At 66.1% G+C, this 19567-nt stretch carries 22 protein-coding genes and 1 tRNA gene; 22 read left to right on the top strand and 1 reads right to left on the bottom strand.

Annotated elements, in window-relative coordinates; translation table 11 throughout:
- Positions 1-41: 41 nt before the first annotated feature.
- From C7H73_RS13420 to C7H73_RS13325, 20 genes are all read left to right on the top strand, one after another.
- Positions 42-1034, top strand: a complete 993-nt coding sequence (locus tag C7H73_RS13420; protein WP_106847683.1) for an NAD(P)H-quinone oxidoreductase — start codon at positions 42-44, stop codon at positions 1032-1034.
- The gene (gene tpiA / locus C7H73_RS13415) at positions 1034-1801 is read left to right on the top strand and encodes a triose-phosphate isomerase (RefSeq protein WP_106847682.1); all 768 of its coding nucleotides are present in this window, start codon (positions 1034-1036) and stop codon (positions 1799-1801) included. The genes C7H73_RS13420 and tpiA overlap by 1 nt, the downstream gene beginning before the upstream one ends.
- Positions 1802-1830: 29 nt before the next feature.
- Complete coding sequence (gene secG, locus C7H73_RS13410) at positions 1831-2223, top strand: preprotein translocase subunit SecG (protein ID WP_106847111.1); 393 nt, start codon at positions 1831-1833, stop codon at positions 2221-2223.
- 132 nt (positions 2224-2355) lie between these two features.
- A tRNA-Leu gene (locus C7H73_RS13405) sits at positions 2356-2440 on the top strand.
- Positions 2441-2516: 76 nt separating this feature from the next.
- Positions 2517-2876 carry an NADH-quinone oxidoreductase subunit A gene (locus C7H73_RS13400; RefSeq protein ID WP_106847110.1) on the top strand — a complete coding sequence of 120 codons (360 nt, stop codon included), beginning with the start codon at positions 2517-2519 and terminating at the stop codon, positions 2874-2876.
- A gap of 31 nt (positions 2877-2907) precedes the next feature.
- Positions 2908-3387 (top strand): NuoB/complex I 20 kDa subunit family protein, encoded by a 480-nt coding sequence (locus C7H73_RS13395; RefSeq protein ID WP_106847109.1) that lies wholly within the window; start codon positions 2908-2910, stop codon positions 3385-3387.
- A gap of 10 nt (positions 3388-3397) precedes the next feature.
- Entirely contained in the window at positions 3398-4024 is a 627-nt protein-coding gene (locus C7H73_RS13390; RefSeq protein ID WP_106847108.1) for an NADH-quinone oxidoreductase subunit C, read from the top strand.
- A 28-nt stretch (positions 4025-4052) separates the two neighbouring features.
- On the top strand, positions 4053-5306 hold the full coding sequence (locus tag C7H73_RS13385) for an NADH-quinone oxidoreductase subunit D (protein ID WP_106847107.1): 1254 nt from the start codon (positions 4053-4055) through the stop codon (positions 5304-5306).
- Positions 5303-5794: an NADH-quinone oxidoreductase subunit NuoE gene (gene nuoE / locus C7H73_RS13380; protein ID WP_106847106.1), complete on the top strand. Its 492-nt coding sequence runs from the start codon at positions 5303-5305 to the stop codon at positions 5792-5794. Before C7H73_RS13385 ends, nuoE begins: the two co-directional genes overlap by 4 nt.
- The gene (gene nuoF, locus C7H73_RS13375) at positions 5791-7152 is read left to right on the top strand and encodes an NADH-quinone oxidoreductase subunit NuoF (protein ID WP_106847105.1); all 1362 of its coding nucleotides are present in this window, start codon (positions 5791-5793) and stop codon (positions 7150-7152) included. The genes nuoE and nuoF overlap by 4 nt, the downstream gene beginning before the upstream one ends.
- Before the next feature lie 14 nt (positions 7153-7166).
- A complete protein-coding gene (gene nuoG, locus C7H73_RS13370) occupies positions 7167-9305 on the top strand; it encodes an NADH-quinone oxidoreductase subunit NuoG (protein ID WP_106847104.1) in 2139 nt (712 codons plus the stop codon).
- Positions 9302-10378: an NADH-quinone oxidoreductase subunit NuoH gene (gene nuoH / locus C7H73_RS13365; RefSeq protein WP_106847103.1), complete on the top strand. Its 1077-nt coding sequence runs from the start codon at positions 9302-9304 to the stop codon at positions 10376-10378. The genes nuoG and nuoH overlap by 4 nt, the downstream gene beginning before the upstream one ends.
- A gap of 11 nt (positions 10379-10389) precedes the next feature.
- On the top strand, positions 10390-10905 hold the full coding sequence (nuoI, locus tag C7H73_RS13360) for an NADH-quinone oxidoreductase subunit NuoI (RefSeq protein ID WP_106847102.1): 516 nt from the start codon (positions 10390-10392) through the stop codon (positions 10903-10905).
- Positions 10906-10956: 51 nt separating this feature from the next.
- The gene (locus tag C7H73_RS13355) at positions 10957-11619 is read left to right on the top strand and encodes an NADH-quinone oxidoreductase subunit J (RefSeq protein ID WP_106847101.1); all 663 of its coding nucleotides are present in this window, start codon (positions 10957-10959) and stop codon (positions 11617-11619) included.
- The gene (nuoK, locus tag C7H73_RS13350) at positions 11616-11924 is read left to right on the top strand and encodes an NADH-quinone oxidoreductase subunit NuoK (protein ID WP_106847100.1); all 309 of its coding nucleotides are present in this window, start codon (positions 11616-11618) and stop codon (positions 11922-11924) included. The genes C7H73_RS13355 and nuoK overlap by 4 nt, the downstream gene beginning before the upstream one ends.
- Before the next feature lie 31 nt (positions 11925-11955).
- Entirely contained in the window at positions 11956-13974 is a 2019-nt protein-coding gene (gene nuoL / locus C7H73_RS13345; RefSeq protein ID WP_106847099.1) for an NADH-quinone oxidoreductase subunit L, read from the top strand.
- Between the two features lie 16 nt (positions 13975-13990).
- On the top strand, positions 13991-15466 hold the full coding sequence (locus C7H73_RS13340) for an NADH-quinone oxidoreductase subunit M (RefSeq protein WP_106847098.1): 1476 nt from the start codon (positions 13991-13993) through the stop codon (positions 15464-15466).
- 24 nt (positions 15467-15490) lie between these two features.
- Positions 15491-16984 (top strand): NADH-quinone oxidoreductase subunit NuoN, encoded by a 1494-nt coding sequence (gene nuoN, locus C7H73_RS13335; RefSeq protein ID WP_106847097.1) that lies wholly within the window; start codon positions 15491-15493, stop codon positions 16982-16984.
- Between the two features lie 37 nt (positions 16985-17021).
- On the top strand, positions 17022-17351 hold the full coding sequence (locus tag C7H73_RS13330) for a DUF2818 family protein (protein WP_106847096.1): 330 nt from the start codon (positions 17022-17024) through the stop codon (positions 17349-17351).
- A 7-nt stretch (positions 17352-17358) separates the two neighbouring features.
- Positions 17359-17832, top strand: coding sequence for a DUF1178 family protein (locus C7H73_RS13325; protein ID WP_106847095.1), 474 nt, complete (start codon positions 17359-17361; stop codon positions 17830-17832).
- 17 nt (positions 17833-17849) lie between these two features.
- Here C7H73_RS13325 and C7H73_RS13320 read toward each other — a convergent pair whose 3' ends face one another.
- A complete protein-coding gene (locus tag C7H73_RS13320) occupies positions 17850-18215 on the bottom strand; it encodes a hypothetical protein (protein WP_106847094.1) in 366 nt (121 codons plus the stop codon).
- Between C7H73_RS13320 and C7H73_RS13315 the strand changes: the two genes are divergently transcribed.
- Both C7H73_RS13315 and C7H73_RS13310 read left to right on the top strand, forming a co-directional pair.
- A complete protein-coding gene (locus tag C7H73_RS13315; protein WP_106847093.1) occupies positions 18214-18891 on the top strand; it encodes an ABC transporter ATP-binding protein in 678 nt (225 codons plus the stop codon). The genes C7H73_RS13320 and C7H73_RS13315 overlap by 2 nt on opposite strands.
- A gap of 36 nt (positions 18892-18927) precedes the next feature.
- On the top strand, positions 18928-19560 hold the full coding sequence (locus C7H73_RS13310) for a LysE family translocator (RefSeq protein WP_106847092.1): 633 nt from the start codon (positions 18928-18930) through the stop codon (positions 19558-19560).
- Positions 19561-19567: the final 7 nt, after the last annotated feature.

Raw genomic sequence — 19567 nt, 5'->3', positions numbered from 1 at the left:
CCTGTTTTGATGACAATTTTTGTGCGATGAACCAAGACACCATGCAAGCCGTGGAGATCACGGCCTTCGGCCCGCCTGAAGGATTGCGCCTGGGGCAGCGCCCGCGCCCGCAGGCCGGCAGCGGCGAGCTGCTGATCCGCGTGGCCGCCAGCGGGGTGAACCGCCCCGACGTGCTGCAGCGCAAGGGCCACTACGCGCCCCCGCCCGGCGCGTCCGACCTGCCGGGGCTGGAGGTGGCAGGCGTGGTCGAGTCCGGCGACGAGGCTGCCATGGAGCGCGCCGGCATCCGCGTGGGCGACCGCGTCTGCGCTCTGGTGGCCGGCGGCGGCTACGCGCAGTGGTGCGTGGCGCCCGTCGGGCAGTGCCTGCCGGTGCCGGCTGGCCTGTCAGATGTCGAGGCCGCCTCACTACCCGAGACCTTCTTCACCGTCTGGAGCAACGTCTTCGACCGCGGCCGCTTGCAGTCGGGCGAGGTGCTGCTGGTGCAGGGCGGCTCCAGCGGCATCGGCGTCACGGCCATCCAGCTGGCGCGCGCACGCGGCGCCACGGTGATCGTGACTACCGGATCCGAGGACAAATGCGCCGCCTGCCTGCAGCTGGGCGCGCACCACGCCATCAACTACCGCACGCATGACTTCGCCGCCGAGGTGCTGCGCATCACCGAAGGCCGCGGCGCGGACGTGGTGCTGGACATGGTGGCGGGTGACTACGTGGCGCGCGAGCTCGGCTGCCTGGCCGAGGACGGGCGCATCGTCATCATCGCCGTGCAGGGGGGCATCAAAGCCCAGATCGACGCCGGCGCGGTGCTGCGCAAGCGCCTCACCATCACCGGCTCGACGCTGCGTGCGCGCCCTGTGGCCTTCAAGGCGCAGATAGCGCAGGCACTGCGCAGCGAAGTCTGGCCGCTGCTGGAGTCGGGCCGCATCCGCCCGGTCATCCACAGCACCTACCCGGCCGGCGAGGCGGCTGCCGCCCATGCGCTGATGGAGTCCAGCGAGCACGTGGGCAAGATCGTTTTGACGTGGAGCGCCTGATGGCCAAGCACAAACTCATAGCCGGCAACTGGAAGATGAACGGCGGCCTGGCCGCCAACGAGGCGCTGCTGCAGGCGCTGCGCACCGGCCTGCAGGGGCAGGACGACGCGGCCTGCGCCATCGCCGTTGCGGTGCCGGCGCCTTACCTGGCGCAGGTGCACTCGCTGGTGCAGGGCACGGCCATCCGGCTGGCCGCGCAGGACGTGTCGCAGCACGACAGCGGCGCCTATACCGGCGAGACCTCGGCGGCCATGCTGCGCGAGTTCGGCACGCGCTACGTGCTGGTGGGCCACTCGGAGCGGCGCCAGTACCACGGCGAGAGCGACGCGCTTGTGGCCGCCAAGGCGCAAAAGGCGCTGGCCGCCGGCATCACGCCCATCGTCTGCGTGGGCGAGACGCTGGCCGAGCGCGAGGCCGGCCAGACCATGGACGTGGTGCGCCGCCAGCTGGCTGCCGTGGTGCAGGCCAACGGCCATTGCATCAGCGAGATCGTTGTCGCCTACGAGCCCGTCTGGGCCATAGGCACCGGCCGCACGGCCACGCCGCAGCAGGCGCAGGAGGTGCATGCCGTGCTGCGCGCGCAGCTGGCGGCCGCCACCGGGCAGGCCGCGCGCGTGCCGCTGCTGTATGGCGGCAGCATGAACGCGGCCAATGCCGCCGAGCTGCTGGCCCAGGCCGACATCGACGGCGGTCTGGTGGGCGGGGCCTCCCTCAAGGCCCAGGATTTCTTGCAAATTATTGCTGCAGCCTGCGCCACACAAGCGTGAGCAGCTATCAAATCAGGAGTTAAACGCGTATGAATGCCTTTGTCAACATCATCCTGGCGGTGCAGATACTGACCGCCCTGGCCATGATCGGCCTGATCCTGATCCAGCACGGCAAGGGCGCCGACATGGGCGCGGCCTTCGGCAGCGGCGGCTCGGGCAGCCTGTTCGGCGCCAGCGGCAGTGCCAACTTCCTGTCGCGCACGACGGCCGTGCTGGCCACCGTGTTCTTCGTGGCCACGCTGGCGCTGGCCTATCTGGGCAACCAGCGCACGCCCAGCGTGGGCAGCGTGCTGGAAGGCCCGGCGGCCGCGGTGCCGGCCAGCAGCGCCCCGGCGCCCGCCGCCGAGCCGTCGGCGTCGGCCGAAGTGCCCGCACCTGCTGCCGAGCCGGCCTCCGGTGCGGCGCAAATCCCGACCAAGTGACGCCCGGCCGTGCGGCGCAAAAATCCGCCGCACGATCTGTGACAGGGTTTTTCCGGGTTAGAATCGCTGTCTGTCCAGGAAGCCGCGCCGATCATCGGCCTGTGCTTTGAGGATGCGCAAAACAACAAGACAGCCGTCGTGGTGGAATTGGTAGACACGCTATCTTGAGGGGGTAGTGGCGAAAGCTGTGCGAGTTCGAGTCTCGCCGACGGCACCAATCACATAAGGCCGCCTTATCCGGGTCGCATGGCGACACGGGCAGGGCGGCCTTTTAACGGTGAGCAGGTCTCCAAATGAATCTCGATCAGTACCTCCCAGTCCTCCTGTTCATTCTGGTGGGGGCTGCCATTGGGGTTGTTCCCCTGCTGCTGGGCTATGTACTGGGCCCCAACCGGCCCGACCCGGCCAAGAACTCCCCCTACGAATGCGGCTTCGAGGCCTTTGAAGACGCGCGCATGAAGTTCGACGTGCGCTACTACCTCGTGGCCATCCTGTTCATCCTGTTCGACCTGGAGATCGCCTTCCTGTTTCCCTGGGCGGTGAGCCTGCAGCAGGTGGGAATGACCGGCTTCGTCGCCGTGCTGATCTTCCTGGCCATCCTGGTCGTGGGTTTCGCCTACGAGTGGAAAAAGGGTGCGCTGAACTGGGAATGAGCGCCGCAGCGCCGCAAGAAGGAATGACACGATGATTGAAGGTGTGATGAAGGAAGGCTTCATCACCACGAGCTACGACTCGGTGGTGAACTGGGCCAAGACCGGGTCGCTGTGGCCCATGACCTTTGGCCTCGCCTGCTGCGCCGTCGAGATGATGCACGCGGCGGCCGCGCGCTACGACCTGGGCCGCTTCGGCGCCGAGGTGTTCCGCGCCAGCCCCAGGCAGTCCGATCTGATGATCGTGGCCGGCACGCTGTGCAACAAGATGGCGCCGGCCCTGCGCAAGGTCTATGACCAGATGGCCGAGCCGCGCTGGGTCATCTCCATGGGCTCGTGCGCCAACGGCGGCGGCTACTACCACTACAGCTATTCCGTGGTGCGCGGCTGCGACCGCATCGTGCCGGTGGATGTGTATGTGCCTGGCTGCCCGCCCACGGCCGAGGCGTTGATCTACGGGATCATCCAGCTGCAGCAGAAGATCCGCCGCACCAACACCATTGCGCGCGCGTGAAAGGTATTCGATGACAGACATCGCTCCCGCTCCCGCCGCCGCCGTGGCTCCCGAGGCGCTGCGCGACACCATCGCCACCGCCCTGGGTGCCAGGGCGCGCGACATCACCCTGGCCCTGGATGAGGTGACGGTGGTGGTCGCCGCCGCCGACTATCTCGGCGCCATGCAGGTCTTGCGCGACGCGCCCGGCTGCCGCTTCGAGCAGCTCATCGACCTGTGCGGCGTGGACTATTCCACCTACCGCGACGTGGGTGTCGAAGGCGCGCGCTACGCCGTCGTTTCACACCTGCTGTCGGTGTCGCTGAACCAGCGCGTGCGCGTCAAGGTTTTTTGCCCCGACGACGACTTTCCTGTCGTGCCCTCGGTCAACGACCTGTGGAACTCGGCCAACTGGTTCGAGCGCGAGGCCTTCGACCTGTTCGGCATCGTCTTCGACGGCCACGCCGACCTGCGCCGCATCCTGACCGACTACGGCTTCATTGGCCACCCTTTCCGCAAGGACTTCCCGCTGTCGGGCCACGTCGAGATGCGCTACGACCCCGAGCTGCGCCGCGTGGTCTATGAGCCCGTGACCATCGAGCCGCGCGAAGTCACGCCCCGCATCATCCGCGAGGAAAACTACGGAGGCCTGCACTGAAGCGCCGCCGCGCCCAGGTGAACCATCCATGGCTGAAATCAAGAACTATTCCCTGAACTTCGGTCCGCAGCACCCGGCCGCGCACGGCGTGCTGCGGCTGGTGCTGGAGCTCGATGGCGAGGTGGTGCAGCGCGCCGACCCGCACATCGGCCTGCTGCACCGTGCCACCGAAAAGCTCGCCGAGCACAAGACCTACATCCAGTCGCTGCCTTACATGGACCGTCTCGACTACGTGTCCATGATGAGCAACGAGCACGCCTACTGCCTGGCCATCGAGAAGCTGCTGGGGTTGGAGGTGCCGCTGCGCGCGCAGTACATCCGCGTGATGTTCTCCGAGATCACGCGCCTCTTGAACCACCTGATGTGGCTGGGCTCGCACGGCAACGACTGCGGCAGCTCGACCATCCTGATCTACACCTTCCGCGAGCGCGAAGACCTCTTCGACATCTACGAAGCGGTGTCGGGCGCGCGCATGCATGCAGCCTACTTCCGCCCGGGCGGCGTGTACCGCGACCTGCCCGACAGCATGCCGCAGTACCAGGCCAGCAAGGTGCGCAACGCGCGTGCCATCGAGGAGCGCAACCGCAACCGCCAGGGCTCGATGCTGGACTTCATCGAGGACTTCACGCGGCGCTTTCCCAAGTGTGTGGACGAGTACGAGACGCTGTTGACCGACAACCGCATCTGGAAGCAGCGCACCGTGGGCATCGGCGTGGTGTCGCCTGAGCGCGCGCTGAGCCTGGGCATGACCGGCCCCATGCTGCGCGGCTCCGGCATCGCCTGGGACCTGCGCAAGAAGCAGCCCTACGAGGTCTATGACCGCATGGACTTTGACGTGCCGGTGGGCGTGACCGGCGACAGCTACGACCGCTATCTGGTGCGCGTGGCCGAAATGCGCCAGTCCAACCGCATCGTTCAGCAGTGCGTTCAGTGGCTGCGCGCCAACCCTGGCCCGGTCATCGTGGACAACCACAAGATCGCCCCGCCACCGCGCGAGCGCATGAAGAGTGGCATGGAGGACCTGATCCACCACTTCAAGCTCTTTTCCGAGGGCTTCCGCGTGCCCGAGGGCGAGGCCTATGCCGCCGTCGAGCACCCCAAGGGCGAGTTCGGCATCTATATGGTGAGCGACGGCGCCAACAAGCCGTATCGCCTGAAGATCCGGGCGCCCGGCTTTGCCCATCTGGCCGCGCTGGACGAGATGGCCCGCGGGCACATGATTGCCGATGCCGTGGCCATCATCGGCACCCTGGATATCGTGTTCGGAGAGATTGACCGATGATCACGCAAGCGACCCAAGAGCGCTTTGCCCGCGAGGTGGCGAAGTATCCGCCCGAGCAAAAGCAGTCTGCCGTGATGGCCTGCCTGGCCATCGTGCAGCAGGAGCAGGGCTACATCACCCAGGCGGCCGAGGCCGAGATTGCCGAGTACCTGGACATGCCCGAGATCGCGGTGCGCGAAGTCACCACGTTCTACAACATGTACAACCAGCAGCCCGTGGGCAAGTACAAGCTGGCCGTGTGCACCAACCTGCCATGCCAGCTGCGCCGCGGCCAGGAGGCGCTGCACCATCTGGAGGCCAAGCTGGGCATCAAAATGGGCGAGACCACACCCGATGGCATGTTCACACTGCAGCAGTGCGAATGCCTGGGCGCCTGCGCCGATGCGCCTGTGATGCTGGTCAATGACCGCAACATGTGCAGCTTCATGGAAGACGACAAGCTGGACCAGCTGGTCGATGGCCTGCGTGCCGCGGAGGGCCGGGCATGACGAACGCAAGCCAAGTGCTCGAGCAGTTCCTGGCCACCGGCAACCAGACCTGCTTTCACGACCGCCACATCGAGCCGCAGATCTACGCCGGCCTGAACGGCAGCAACTGGGGCCTGAAGGACTACGAGGCACGCGGCGGCTATGCGGCGCTGCGCAAGATCCTGGGGCAGGACGGCGGCGAGGGGCTGACGCAGGACCAGGTTATCGCCACCGTGAAGGAATCCGCCCTGCGCGGGCGCGGCGGCGCAGGCTTTCCCACGGGACTGAAGTGGAGCTTCATGCCGCGTCAGTTTCCGGGGCAGAAGTACCTGGTGTGCAACTCCGATGAGGGCGAGCCCGGGACCTGCAAGGACCGCGACATCCTCATGTACAACCCGCACATCGTGATCGAGGGCATGGCCATTGCCGCCTACGCGATGGGCATCAGCGTGGGCTACAACTACATCCACGGCGAGATCTTCCAGGTCTATGAGCGCTTCGAGGCGGCCCTGGAAGAAGCCCGCGCCGCCGGCTACCTGGGCGACGGCATCCTGGGCAGCGGCTTCAGCTTCCAGCTGCACGCCCACCACGGCTTTGGTGCCTACATCTGCGGCGAAGAGACGGCCCTGCTGGAGTCGCTGGAGGGCAAGAAGGGCCAGCCGCGCTTCAAGCCGCCGTTTCCGGCCAGCTTCGGCCTGTACGGCAAGCCCACCACCATCAACAACACCGAGACCTTCGCCGCGGTGCCGTGGATCATCAGGAATGGCGGCCAGGCCTATCTGGAGTGCGGCAAGCCCAACAACGGCGGCACCAAGATCTATTCGGTCTCGGGCGACGTGGAGCGGCCCGGCAACTACGAAGTGCCCATGGGTACGCCATTCCCCAAGCTGCTGGAGCTGGCGGGCGGCGTGCGCAAGGGGCGGCAGCTCAAGGCAGTGATCCCCGGCGGCTCCTCCTCGCCGGTGCTGCCTGCGCACATCATGATGGAGTGCACGATGGACTACGACTCCATCGCCAAGGCAGGCTCCATGCTGGGTTCGGGCGCAGTGATCGTCATGGATGACTCGCGCGACATGGTCGAGTCGCTGCTGCGCCTGTCGTATTTCTACATGCACGAGTCCTGCGGGCAGTGCACTCCCTGCCGCGAAGGCACGGGCTGGATGTGGCGCGTCATCGACCGCATCCTGCACGAGAGCGGGCGCGACGGCGACCTGGACTTGTTGAACTCGCTGGCCGACAACATCCAGGGCCGGACCATCTGCGCTCTGGGCGATGCCGCGGCCATGCCGGTGCGCGCCATGATCAAGCACTTCCGTCCGGAATTTGAGACGCTGATTCGTCAGGCCAGCCGCGAGGGCTCCCCCTCGGCGGGCGCCTGACCGCGAGTACACATATGGTTGAAATCGAACTGGACGGGCGCAAGGTCGAGGTCGGCGAAGGCTGCATGATCATGCATGCCGCCGAGAAGGCCGGCACCTACATCCCGCATTTTTGCTACCACAAGAAGCTCTCCATCGCCGCCAACTGCCGCATGTGCCTGGTGGACGTGGAGAAGGCTCCCAAGCCGCTGCCCGCCTGCGCCACGCCTGTCACCCAGGGCATGGTGGTGCATACCAAGAGCGACAAGGCCATCAAGGCGCAGCAGTCGGTGATGGAGTTCCTGCTCATCAACCACCCGCTGGATTGCCCCATCTGCGACCAAGGCGGCGAGTGCCAGCTGCAGGACCTGGCGGTGGGCTATGGCGCGAGCAGCTCGCGCTACGGCGAGGAAAAGCGCACCGTGGCACACAAGGACGTGGGCCCGCTGATCTCCATGGAAGAGATGACGCGCTGCATCCACTGCACCCGATGCGTGCGCTTCGGACAGGAGATCGCCGGCGTCATGGAGCTGGGCATGGTCAACCGCGGCGAGCACTCGGAGATCACCACCGTCATCGGCGACTCGGTGGACTCCGAGCTGTCGGGCAACGTCATCGACCTGTGCCCCGTCGGCGCGCTGACCAGCAAGCCCTTCCGCTACAGCGCCCGCACCTGGGAGCTGTCGCGGCGCAAGTCGGTCAGTCCGCATGACTCGACCGGCGCCAACCTGATCGTCCAGGTCAAGAACCACCGCGTCATGCGCGTCGTGCCCTTCGAAAACGAAGAGGTCAACGAGTGCTGGCTGGCCGACCGCGACCGCTTCTCCTATGAAGCCCTCAACGGCGAGGAGCGCCTGACCCGGCCCATGCTCAAGCAGGGCGGGCAGTGGCAGGAAGTGGACTGGCAGACCGCGCTGGAGTACGTTGCCAACGGCCTGCAGTGCGTGAAGAAGGACCATGGCGCGCAAGCCATCGGCGCCCTGGTCAGCCCGCACAGCACGCTCGAAGAGCTGTACCTGGCCGGCCGGCTGGTGCGCGGCCTGGGCAGCGACAACATCGACCACCGCCTGCGCCATGCCGAGTTCGCGCCTGCAGACGGCGTGCGCTGGCTGGGCCTGCCCATCGCCGCCCTGAGCAACCTTCAATCGGTGCTGGTGGTGGGCTCCAACCTGCGCAAGGACCATCCGCTGTTTGCACAGCGAATTCGGCAAGCAGCCCGTTCTGGCTGTGCGGTAGCGGCTATCAATTCGGTAGCATACGACTGGGCCATGCCGGTGGCGCCAACCCTGCTGGCGCCGGCCGCCGGCTGGGCCGGCCAGTTGGCCGCCGTGGCTGCCGCCGTGGCCCAGAGCAAGGGCGTCGCTGCTCCGGTGGCCGGCGCGCAGGCGGGCGATGAGGCTCGCGCTGTCGCCGCTGCGTTGCTGGCCGGTGAGCGCAAGGCCATCTTGCTGGGCAACGGCGCCGCGCACCACGCGCAGGCCTCGCAGCTGCTGGCGCTGGCGCAGTGGCTGGGAGAGCAAACCGGCGCTGCCGTCGGCTACCTGACCGAAGCGGCCAACACCGTGGGCGCGCAGTTCGTCGGCGCCCAGCCGCAAGAGCACGGCCTGAACGCCGCGCAGATGCTGCAAGGCGGGCTGAAGGCTGTGCTGCTGCTGCAGACCGAGCCCGTTCATGACAGTGCCATGGGCGCCGCCGCTGCGGCCGGGCTGGGGCAGGTGGACATGGTCGTGACCCTGAGCCCCTTCAAGGCCAACATGGAGTTCAGCGACGTGCTGTTGCCCATTGCTCCGTTCACCGAGACTTCCGGCACCTTCGTGAATGCCGAAGGACGGGTGCAGAGCTTCCACGCTGCGGCCCGACCGCTGGGCGAAACGCGACCGGCCTGGAAGGTGCTGCGCGTGCTGTCCAACCTGATGGGCATCGCGGGCGTGGACTACGAGACCTCGCAGGACGTGCTGGCCGCCGCCACCGCCCAGCCGGCTGGCGCCCTGGCGCAGCTGCCGGCCGAGCGCCTGAGCAACCGCACGCAGGCGCAGGTCGCTGCCGCCGGCAGTGACTGCCCCGAGCCCGCGGTCGCCAGCATCTACCAGCTCGACGGGCTGGTGCGCCGCGCGCCCTCGCTGCAACTGACCGCCGATGCGCGCGCCGCGCGCGGCGAAGGAGCCGCCGCATGATCGACGCCCTGTACAACGGCGGCCTGAATCTGGTCGCCGCCGACTGGTGGAGCACGATGGGCTGGCCCGTCGTGTGGAACCTGATCAAGATCGTCGCGGTGCTGCTGCCCCTGCTGGGGGCGGTGGCCTACCTGACGCTGTGGGAGCGCAAGTTCCTGGGTTTCATGCAGGTGCGCATGGGCCCCAACCGGGTGGGGCCCTTTGGCCTGCTGCAGCCGATCGCCGACGCGCTGAAGCTGCTGACCAAGGAGCTGATCCAGCCGACGGCTGCGGCCAAGGGCCTGTTCTACCTGGGGCCGGTGATGGCCATCATGCCGGCGCTGGCTGCCTGGGTGGTCATCCCCTTCGGGCCGGACATGGCGTTGTCCAATATCAACGCCGGCCTGCTGCTGGTCATCGCGATCGCCTCCATCGAAGTCTATGGCGTGATCATTGCCGGCTGGGCGTCCAACTCCAAGTACGCCTTCCTGGGTGCGCTGCGCGCCTCGGCGCAAATGGTCAGCTACGAGATTGCCATGGGCTTTTGCTTCCTGGTGGTGATCATGGTTTCGGGCAGCATGAACCTGTCGCAGATCGTGGCCGTACAGGAGCGCGGAATGATGGCCGGCATGGGGCTGAACTTTCTGTCCTGGAACTGGCTGCCGCTGCTGCCCATCTTCATCGTCTATCTGGTCTCCGGCGTGGCCGAGGTGAACCGCCACCCCTTCGACGTGGTCGAGGGCGAGGCCGAGATTGTGGCCGGCCACATGGTCGAGTACTCGGGCATGGGCTTTGCCATCTTCTTCCTGGCGGAATACGCCGCGATGTGGCTGGTGTCCATCCTGGCGGTGCTGATGTTCCTGGGCGGCTGGCTGCCACCGTTCTCGTTCCTCGCCTTCATCCCGGGCTGGATCTGGCTGGGCATCAAGACCTTCATGGTCGTGTCCTGCTTCATCTGGATCCGCGCCACCTTCCCGCGCTTTCGCTATGACCAGATCATGCGTCTGGGCTGGAAGATCTTCATCCCGGTCACCCTGGTGTGGCTGATCCTCGTGGGCGGCTGGCTGCTGTCGCCCTGGAACATCTGGAAATAACGGGGGCATCCATGGCTGCTGTTGCTGCTCCTTCTTCGTCCTTTTCCCTGAAGGATTTCTTCAAGAGCTTCCTGCTCTGGGAACTGGCCAAGGGCATGGTCCTCACGGGTCGCTACGCCTTTGCCCGCAAGGTCACCGTGCAGTTCCCGGAGGAAAAGACTCCGCTGTCGCCGCGCTTTCGCGGCCTGCACGCTCTGCGCCGCTATGACAACGGCGAAGAGCGCTGCATCGCCTGCAAGCTGTGCGAGGCCGTATGCCCGGCGCTGGCCATCACCATCGAGTCGGATGTGCGTGCCGACGGCTCGCGCCGCACCACGCGCTACGACATCGACCTCACAAAGTGCATCTTCTGCGGCTTTTGCGAGGAAAGCTGCCCGGTGGACTCCATCGTGGAGACGCAGATCCTTGAATACCACGGCGAAAAGCGCGGCGACCTGTACTACACCAAGGACATGCTGCTGGCCGTGGGCGACCGCTACGAGCCGCAGATCGCCGCCGCCAAGGCTGCGGACGCCAAGTACCGGTGACCCCCGCGGCGACGACACCCTCACGCCTGAATTTTTGAAAAGACCCGATTCATGGACGTCAAGACCGGCTTTTTCTACCTGTTCTCGGTTGTGCTGCTGTATGCGGCCTTCCGGGTGGTCACGGCGCGCAACCCTGTGCATGCCGTTTTGCACCTGATCCTGGCTTTCTCGCAGGCATCGGGCCTGTGGCTGATGCTCAAGGCGGAGTTCCTGGCCATCGTGCTGGTGCTGGTGTACCTGGGCGCGGTGATGGTGCTGTTCCTGTTCGTGGTGATGATGCTGGACATCCGCATCGAGACCGCGCGGCGCAGCTTCTGGCGGCACTTCCCGCTGGCCGTGCTGATCGGCGCGCTGATCGCGCTGGAGATGGCGGCCGTGCTGATGACGGGCTTTCGCGGCATGGATGAGCCCAAGGTCGCCGGCGCGCTGATCGATGCCGCAGGCCAGGTGCTGCCGTATTCCAACACCCAGGTTCTGGGCCAGCTGCTCTATACCGAATATCTGCTGCCCGTGGAGATCGCTGCCGTGATCCTGCTGGTGGCCATGATCTCCGCCATCGCCCTGACGCTGCGCCAGCGCAAGGATTCCAAGGCCATCGATCCGGGTGACCAGGTCCGCGTGCGCGCCCAGGACCGCATGGTCCTGGTGAAGATGGCGCCCACGCCTGCGCCCGCAGCGCAGGCCGCACCCATCGCTGAGGAGAGCAAGCAATGACACCGACCCTGGGTCACTACCTGTCGCTGGGCGCCATGCTGTTTGCCCTGTCCGTGATGGGCATCTTCCTGAACCGCAAGAACCTCATCGTGCTGCTCATGGCCATCGAGCTGATGCTGCTGGCCGTGAACATGAACTTCGTGGCGTTCTCCAGCTATCTGGGCGACATGCACGGACAGGTCTTCGTGTTCTTCATCATGACGGTGGCAGCGGCCGAGGCCGCCATCGGGCTGGCCATCCTGGTGCTGTTGTTCCGCAACCGCTCCAGCATCGACGCGGAAGATCTCAACACCCTCAAGGGTTGATGCGACCCCGCCACTTGCAAGGTTCTCAACAATGAGTCAAACCCTTTCTGTTTCGACGCTGCTGGCGGTGCCACTGGCGCCGCTGGCCGGCTCGCTGCTGGCAGGTGTCTTCGGCACGGCCTTCGGCGGCAACCGCATCGGCCGCGGCGTGTCCCACACGCTGACCATCCTGGGCGTGCTGATCGCCTTCGTGCTGTCCGCCATGACGCTCAAGAGCGTGGCCATGGACGGCGCCCACTTCAACGAAACCCTCTACACCTGGATGGTGGTGGGCGAGCTGAAGATGGAGGTGGGCTTTCTCATCGACAGCCTGACGGCCATGATGATGTGCGTGGTGACCTTCGTGTCGCTGATGGTGCACATCTACACCATCGGCTACATGGAAGAAGACCCGGGCTACAACCGCTTCTTCTCGTACATCTCGCTGTTCACCTTCTCCATGCTCATGCTGGTCATGAGCAACAACCTGCTGCAGCTGTTCTTCGGCTGGGAGGCCGTGGGTCTGGTGTCGTACCTCTTGATCGGCTTCTGGTTCAACAAGCCCTCGGCCATCTTCGCCAACATGAAGGCCTTCCTGGTCAACCGCGTGGGCGACTTCGGCTTCATTCTCGGCATCGGCCTGATCGCCGCCTACGCCGGCACCTTCCGCTACGACGAGATCTTCGCCCAGGCCGGCGAACTGGGCGCCATGGGCTTCCCCGGCACCGACTGGATGCTGATCACCGTGATCTGCATCTGCCTGTTCATCGGCGCCATGGGCAAGTCGGCCCAGTTCCCGCTGCACGTGTGGCTGCCCGACTCGATGGAAGGCCCCACGCCCATCTCCGCGCTGATCCACGCCGCCACCATGGTGACGGCCGGCATCTTCATGGTCTCGCGCATGTCGCCGCTGTTCGAGCTGTCCGACACGGCCTTGAACTTCATCTTGGTGATCGGTGCCATCACGGCCCTGTTCATGGGCTTCCTGGGCATCATCCAGAACGATATCAAGCGCGTGGTGGCGTACTCCACGCTGTCGCAGCTGGGCTACATGACGGTGGCGCTGGGCGCATCGGCCTACTCCGTGGCCGTGTTCCACCTGATGACGCACGCCTTCTTCAAGGCGCTGCTGTTCCTGGGCGCGGGCTCGGTCATCATCGGCATGCACCACAACCAGGACATCCGCTGGATGGGCGGCGTGCGCAAGTACATGCCCATCACCTGGATCACTTCGCTGCTGGGCTCGCTGGCGCTGATCGGCACACCGCTGTTCTCCGGGTTCTACTCCAAGGAGAACATCATCGAGGCGGTGCACCACAGCACCCTGCCGGCGGCCGGCTTCGCCCACTTCGCCGTCATGGCCGGCGTGTTCGTCACTGCGTTCTATTCGTTCCGCATGTACTTCCTCGTCTTTCATGGCAAGGAGCGCTACGACCAGAACCCCGACGCGCACCACGGCGACCATGGCCACGGGCATGACACGCATGCCAAGCCGCACGAGTCGCCCTGGGTGGTGACGGTGCCGTTGATCCTGCTGGCCATTCCCTCGGTGGTCATCGGCTTCATGTACGTGCAGCCCATGCTGTTCGGGGACTTCTTCCGTGGCGTCATCTTCGTGGACGCCGCGCGCCATCCCGCCATGGCGGCCATCGCGGAGGCCTTCCACGGCCCGCTGGCCATGGCCACGCATGGTCTGATGACGCTGCCCTTCTGGCTGGCCGCTGCCGGCGTGGCGCTGTCGTACTACATGTACATGGTCAACCCGGCCCTGCCGGCGGCCATCAAGCGCACCTTCCAGCCCGTCTACACGCTGCTGGACAACAAGTACTACCTGGACTGGATCAACGAGAACATCATTGCGCGCGGCGCCCGCGGCCTGGGTATTGCCCTGTGGAAGGGCGGCGACCAGGCGCTGATCGATGGTGCCGTGGTCAACGGCTCCTGGAAGCTGGTCGGCCGCCTCGGGACGGCGGTGCGCTGGCTGCAGTCCGGCTACCTCTACCACTACGCGCTGATCATGATCCTTGGCGTTTTCGCCCTCATGACGTACTTCGTGTGGCTCAACAAATAACGGGAGAAGAAGAAAAATGGGTTTGTTGAGTCTTGCCATCTGGATGCCCATCGCCTTCGGCGCCCTGGTGCTGGCCCTGGGCCGGGAGGGGCAGGCGCCGCTGGTGCGCTGGCTGGCGCTCATCGGAGCACTGATCGGGCTGGCCGTGACGCTGCCGCTCATGAGCGGCTTCGACACCACCAGCGCTGCCATGCAGTTCGTCGAAAAGGCGGCATGGATCGAGCGTTTCAACATCCACTACCACCTGGGCGTGGATGGCATTTCGCTGTGGTTCGTGCCGCTGACGGCCTTCATCACGGTGATCGTGGTGATCGCCTCCTGGCAGTCCATCACCGAGCGCGTGAACCAGTACATGGGCGCGTTCCTGATCCTGTCGGGCCTGATGATCGGCGTGTTCGGTGCGCTGGACGGCATGCTGTTCTACGTGTTCTTCGAGGCCACGCTGATTCCGATGTACCTGATCATCGGCATCTGGGGCGGGCCTAACCGGATCTACGCGGCGTTCAAGTTCTTCCTGTACACGCTGATGGGTTCCCTGCTCACGCTGGTGGCGTTCATCTACCTGTACAACCAGGCGGGCGGCAGCTTCGATATCCTGACCTGGCACCAGCTGCCGCTGACCGGCACGGCGCAGACGCTGCTGTTCTTCGCGCTGTTCGCCGCCTTCGCCGTCAAGGTGCCCATGTGGCCGGTGCACACTTGGCTGCCCGACGTGCACGTGGAGGCGCCCACCGGCGGCTCCGCCGTGCTGGCGGCCATCATGCTGAAACTGGGCGCCTACGGCTTTCTGCGCTTTTCGCTGCCGATCGCACCCGATGCCGCCCATGAGTGGGCCTGGCTGATGATCACCTTCTCGCTGATTGCCGTGATCTACGTGGGCCTCGTGGCGATGGTGCAAAAGGACATGAAGAAGCTGGTGGCCTATTCGTCCGTGGCGCACATGGGCTTCGTCACCCTGGGTTTTTTCATCTTCAACGACATGGGCATCTCCGGCGGCCTGGTGCAGATGATCGCCCACGGCTTCGTTTCCGGCGCCATGTTTTTGTGCATCGGCGTTCTGTACGACCGCGTGCACTCGCGCGAAATCGCAGCCTATGGCGGTGTAGTCAACACCATGCCCAAGTTCGCCGCCTTCGCCCTGCTGTTCGCCATGGCCAACTGCGGCCTGCCGGCCACCGCGGGCTTCGTGGGCGAGTGGATGATCATCATTGCCGCCGTGCGCTTTGATTTCTGGGTAGGCCTGGGCGCTGCCATCGCGCTGATCCTGGGCGCCAGCTACACGCTGTGGATGTACAAGCGCGTGTACCTGGGACCGGTGACCAACGCCAACGTGCGCGCCATGGCCGACATCAACGGGCGCGAGTTCCTCATGCTGTCCCTGCTGGCCATCGCCGTGCTCTACATGGGCCTGTACCCGAAGCCGTTCACTGATGCGATGGACCCGTCCGTGGCACAGCTGCTCAAGCACGTGGCGCAAAGCAAGCTTCCCTGACCAGACTGAACCGAGAGACTGAAGATGATTGACAACATCAGCTGGCTGGCGATCTATCCCGAGATCGTGCTGCTGGTCATGGCCTGCGTGATCGCCCTGGTGGACCTGGGCGTCAAGAGCAGCCAGCGCACGGCGACCTACGTGCTGACCATGCTCACCCTGGCCGTCGTGGCCGCCATGCAGGCCATGTATGCCAGCACTGGCAACACGTTCTACGGCTGGGGCAACATGATCGTCAGCGACGCCATGGGCAACTGGCTCAAGTGCTTCGCCACCCTGGCGGTGATGGTCACGCTGGTCTATGGCCGCCCCTATGCAGCCGACCGCGACATGCTGCGCGGCGGCGAGCTGTTCACGCTGACCATGCTGGCGCTGCTGGGCATGTTCGTGATGATCTCAGGCAACAACTTCCTGGTGCTGTACTTGGGCCTGGAGCTGCTGACGCTGTCCAGCTACGCGCTGGTAGCCCTGCGCCGCGACAACGCCCAGGCGACCGAGGCGGCCATGAAGTATTTCGTGCTCGGCGCCATGGCCAGCGGTTTTCTGCTCTACGGCATGTCGATGATCTACGGCGCCACCGGTTCGCTGGACATCGGCCAGGTTTTCAAGGCCATCAACGCCGGCCAGATCCGCCATCAGGTGCTGGTTTTCGGCTTGGTATTCGTGGTGGCCGGCCTGGCCTTCAAGCTGGGCGCCGTGCCGTTCCACATGTGGGTGCCCGACGTGTACCAGGGCGCGCCCTCGGCCATCACGCTGTTCATTGGCAGCGCGCCCGAACTGGCGGCCTTCGCCATCATCATCCGCCTGCTGGTGGATGGTCTGCTGCCGCTGGCCATCGACTGGCAGCAGATGCTGGCCGTGCTGGCCATCGGCTCGCTGCTGGTGGGCAATCTGGCGGGTATCGCGCAGACCAATCTGAAGCGCATGCTGGCCTACTCGACCATCGGCCAGATGGGCTTCGTGATGCTGGGCCTGATGTCGGGCGTGGTGCACGGCAACGTGGACGCCACGGCCGTGGAGAACGCCTACAGCTCGGCCATGTTCTACATCGTCACCTACGTGCTGACCTTCCTGGCCACGTTCGGCGTCATCTTGCTGCTGGCGCGCGACGGCTTCGAGAGCGAGGAGATCGCGGACCTGGCCGGCCTGAACCAGCGCAGCCCGCTGTACGCCGGCGTGATGGCGATCTGCATGTTCTCGCTGGCCGGCATCCCGCCGCTGGTGGGCTTCTACGCCAAGCTGTCGGTGCTGCAGGCGCTGGTGGCATCCGGGCAGTCGCTGTACATCGCCCTGGCCGTGTTCGCGGTGGTCATGTCGCTGATCGGCGCCTTCTACTACCTGCGCGTGGTCAAGGTGATGTATTTCGACGCCCCGCTGACGGCCGCGCGCGTCACCGCTCCGCTGCAAGTGCGCGTGGTGCTCACGCTCAATGGCGCCCTGGTGCTGGTGCTGGGCATTCTGCCCGGCGGGCTGATGGCCCTGTGCGCGGACGCCATCGTGCGCGCGCTGGCCACCTGATCGCCTCAGCGCGTATTGGGCCTGAGCGTTCGACGCCATGACGCAGACTGCCGCCATCTGGCTGGTGATTGCCGCGGCCTTTGCCGCGGCCAACCTCCCTTTTCTGAGCGACCGCTGGCTGATCGTCGGCCCTCGCGCCAGGGCCGGGGCCAAGCCGTTCGGCATGCGCTTGGTCGAGCTGGTGCTGCTGTACTTCATCGTCGGCGCCCTGGCGCTGCTGATCGAGAATCGCGCCGGCCAGATCGCCCCGCAAAAGTGGGAGTTCTACGCGGTGACGGGCGCCTTGTTCATCACTCTGGCCTTCCCGGGTTTTGTCTACCGCTATCTGGTTCGCCGCAAGGGGGCGACGGTGGCCGAAGAGCCTTGACGCTGCCATGAAGGTGCTCGATCTCCTGTGCGCCTACGGCCACAGTTTCGAGGGCTGGTTTGGCAGCGAGGACGACTTTCAGAGCCAGCTGGCCCGAGGCCTGGTGCAGTGCCCGTTGTGCACCAGCGCCGATATCCGCAAGGTCCTGAGCGCTCCGCGCCTGAACCTGCGCAGCGCAAGTGCCGAGCGGCTGCCCGCAGCCCCTGATCCCGTGCCGCAGGCCGTCGGGAGTGTCCCGTCTGCAATCCTGCCTGCCGAACTGCAGGCCGCTTGGATGCAGCTGTCGCGCAAGATCGTCGCCACCACGGAGGATGTGGGTGCGCGCTTCGCCCAGGAGGCGCGCCGCATGCACCACGGCGAGATCGAGGAACGCGGCATTCGTGGCCAGGCGTCGGCGCAGGAGGCTGCGCAGCTGCTGGATGAAGGCATTGCCGTGCTGCCCCTGGCCCTGACCGCGGCGGCCAAGGAATCGCTGCAGTAGGGCAGGGCAGGCGCGTCTTAAAGGCCGAAGCGTGCGGCGAACGCCTCGGCAAAGGCCGGCAGGCCGCTTACCGACAACGTCAGAGTCACGCGCCCGTCGCCCTCCGCCTGCAGGGCCGGCACGAGCGCCTCGCGCGCTTCGTCAAAGCGGATTTCCTGCAAGGGCTGCCCCGGCCGCTCGCACTGCAGGTCGTACTGCCACAGGCCGCCTTCCTCATGAGGGCCGTGCAGCGCACCGAACTCCGCGCAGGCCCAGGCCAGTATGCTTTGCGCCTCCTGTGCGAGCGCGTCCAGCCGCGCCTGGGGCACGCTGGCGATGGCGTCCCAGGTGGCAACGCCGTCCTCAGCCTCGCTGTAGTCGAAATCAAGAAATTGCAACGCCATGGCCTCTTCCACCGCTGAACCGCAAAACCCGAGTGTGACCGACGCCGCGGTCGCGCCGCCCTTCGTGCTGGCTGCGCACGCGGTGGATTTCGGCTTCCCCGGTGTTTCCATCCTGCGGGGCTGGAGCCAGCGGCTGCCGCCCGGCCTGACCCTGGTGCTGAGCGATGAAAGTGCGGGCAAGACCAGCGTGCTGCGCCTGCTGGCGGGTGAGTTGGCGCCGGCCGCCGGCCGGCTACAGCTGAACGGCCGGGAGCATGGCAGCGCAGCCTACCGGCGCGAAGTGTTCTGGCGCGACCCGCGCGATGCTTGGCCGCAAGGCATGACGCCGCTGGCCTGGAGCGCCGCTCTGGCCGCTGAATGCCCACGCTGGAGTGGCGCCGCCTGGCAGCGCCACGTGGAAGGCTTTGCGCTGCAGCCGCACCTGGAAAAGGCCATGTTTCAGCTTTCCACCGGCAGCCAGCGCAAGGTGCTGCTGGCCGGCGCCCTGGCCAGCGGCGCGCCGCTGACGCTGATCGACGAGCCCGTCGCCGCGCTGGACCGCGCCTCCATCACCTACCTGCGCGCCGCGCTGCAGGACTGCGCTGCGCCCGATGCGGGTCGCGCCATCGTGGTGGCCCACTACGACGACCTGGACGGGCTGCCCTGGCAGTGCACCGTGGCGCTGGGCACACCCTAAACTGCGGCTCTCCGCTGCTCCAACTTCAGGCGTGCCATGCAAGCCCTGCTGTTTTTTCCCGTTGCCGTCGCCATCGCGCTCACGCCCGGCCCCAACAATTTCTGCGGCCTCAACAACGGCATGCGCGCCGGTGTGGGCGCGGCCCTGGTGGCCACCACCGGGCGGGTGGCCGCCTTTGCCATCTTCCTGACCATCTCTGCCGTGGGCCTGGGCGCCATGCTGCTGGCCTCCGAGGCCGCCTTCACGGCCGTGAAGTGGCTGGGCGCGGCCTATCTGTTCTGGATCGGCTGGCGGGCCTTTCGCAGCCGTTCTCTGGGCGGCACGGCCGATCTGCTCGAAGGGGCCGAAGTGGCCATGCCGGCGCGGGCGCCGCTGCGCACGCTCATCGCCCAGGAATTCCTGCTGGGCATCACCAACCCCAAGGCCATCATTTTGTTTGCGGCCATCTTTCCGCAGTTCATCGACCCCGGCCAGCCCGCGGCGCGGCAGTTCCTGGTGCTAGGTTCCACCTACCTGCTGGCCGAGTTCGTCTCCACCGCCGTGTATGCCAGCTGCGGGCGGCAGATTCGCCGCCTGATCCGCACGCCCTGCGCCGTGGTGCGGCTGAACCGCGCCACGGGCGGCGTCTTCATGGGCGCGGGCGGCCTGCTGCTGGCCGCCCAGCGCTGAGCACCCG

The sequence above is a fragment of the Pulveribacter suum genome (genome assembly GCF_003013695.1).
Taxonomy (GTDB): Bacteria; Pseudomonadota; Gammaproteobacteria; order Burkholderiales; family Burkholderiaceae_C; genus Melaminivora; species Melaminivora suum.
Note: the sequence above shows the minus strand (reverse complement) of the source record. Positions and strands in the feature narration are given on the sequence as shown.

What these genes read in the sequence shown, in the direction of transcription:
- C7H73_RS13420 (WP_106847683.1), top strand. Translation starts at nt 42, where the DNA reads ATGCAAGCCGTGGAGATCACGGCCTTCGGCCCGCCTGAAGGATTGCGC.
- tpiA (WP_106847682.1), top strand. Translation starts at nt 1,034, where the DNA reads ATGGCCAAGCACAAACTCATAGCCGGCAACTGGAAGATGAACGGCGGC.
- secG (WP_106847111.1), top strand. Translation starts at nt 1,831, where the DNA reads ATGAATGCCTTTGTCAACATCATCCTGGCGGTGCAGATACTGACCGCC.
- C7H73_RS13400 (WP_106847110.1), top strand. Translation starts at nt 2,517, where the DNA reads ATGAATCTCGATCAGTACCTCCCAGTCCTCCTGTTCATTCTGGTGGGG.
- C7H73_RS13395 (WP_106847109.1), top strand. Translation starts at nt 2,908, where the DNA reads ATGATTGAAGGTGTGATGAAGGAAGGCTTCATCACCACGAGCTACGAC.
- C7H73_RS13390 (WP_106847108.1), top strand. Translation starts at nt 3,398, where the DNA reads ATGACAGACATCGCTCCCGCTCCCGCCGCCGCCGTGGCTCCCGAGGCG.
- C7H73_RS13385 (WP_106847107.1), top strand. Translation starts at nt 4,053, where the DNA reads ATGGCTGAAATCAAGAACTATTCCCTGAACTTCGGTCCGCAGCACCCG.
- nuoE (WP_106847106.1), top strand. Translation starts at nt 5,303, where the DNA reads ATGATCACGCAAGCGACCCAAGAGCGCTTTGCCCGCGAGGTGGCGAAG.
- nuoF (WP_106847105.1), top strand. Translation starts at nt 5,791, where the DNA reads ATGACGAACGCAAGCCAAGTGCTCGAGCAGTTCCTGGCCACCGGCAAC.
- nuoG (WP_106847104.1), top strand. Translation starts at nt 7,167, where the DNA reads ATGGTTGAAATCGAACTGGACGGGCGCAAGGTCGAGGTCGGCGAAGGC.
- nuoH (WP_106847103.1), top strand. Translation starts at nt 9,302, where the DNA reads ATGATCGACGCCCTGTACAACGGCGGCCTGAATCTGGTCGCCGCCGAC.
- nuoI (WP_106847102.1), top strand. Translation starts at nt 10,390, where the DNA reads ATGGCTGCTGTTGCTGCTCCTTCTTCGTCCTTTTCCCTGAAGGATTTC.
- C7H73_RS13355 (WP_106847101.1), top strand. Translation starts at nt 10,957, where the DNA reads ATGGACGTCAAGACCGGCTTTTTCTACCTGTTCTCGGTTGTGCTGCTG.
- nuoK (WP_106847100.1), top strand. Translation starts at nt 11,616, where the DNA reads ATGACACCGACCCTGGGTCACTACCTGTCGCTGGGCGCCATGCTGTTT.
- nuoL (WP_106847099.1), top strand. Translation starts at nt 11,956, where the DNA reads ATGAGTCAAACCCTTTCTGTTTCGACGCTGCTGGCGGTGCCACTGGCG.
- C7H73_RS13340 (WP_106847098.1), top strand. Translation starts at nt 13,991, where the DNA reads ATGGGTTTGTTGAGTCTTGCCATCTGGATGCCCATCGCCTTCGGCGCC.
- nuoN (WP_106847097.1), top strand. Translation starts at nt 15,491, where the DNA reads ATGATTGACAACATCAGCTGGCTGGCGATCTATCCCGAGATCGTGCTG.
- C7H73_RS13330 (WP_106847096.1), top strand. Translation starts at nt 17,022, where the DNA reads ATGACGCAGACTGCCGCCATCTGGCTGGTGATTGCCGCGGCCTTTGCC.
- C7H73_RS13325 (WP_106847095.1), top strand. Translation starts at nt 17,359, where the DNA reads ATGAAGGTGCTCGATCTCCTGTGCGCCTACGGCCACAGTTTCGAGGGC.
- C7H73_RS13315 (WP_106847093.1), top strand. Translation starts at nt 18,214, where the DNA reads ATGGCCTCTTCCACCGCTGAACCGCAAAACCCGAGTGTGACCGACGCC.
- C7H73_RS13320 (WP_106847094.1), bottom strand. Translation starts at nt 18,215, where the DNA reads ATGGCGTTGCAATTTCTTGATTTCGACTACAGCGAGGCTGAGGACGGC.
- C7H73_RS13310 (WP_106847092.1), top strand. Translation starts at nt 18,928, where the DNA reads ATGCAAGCCCTGCTGTTTTTTCCCGTTGCCGTCGCCATCGCGCTCACG.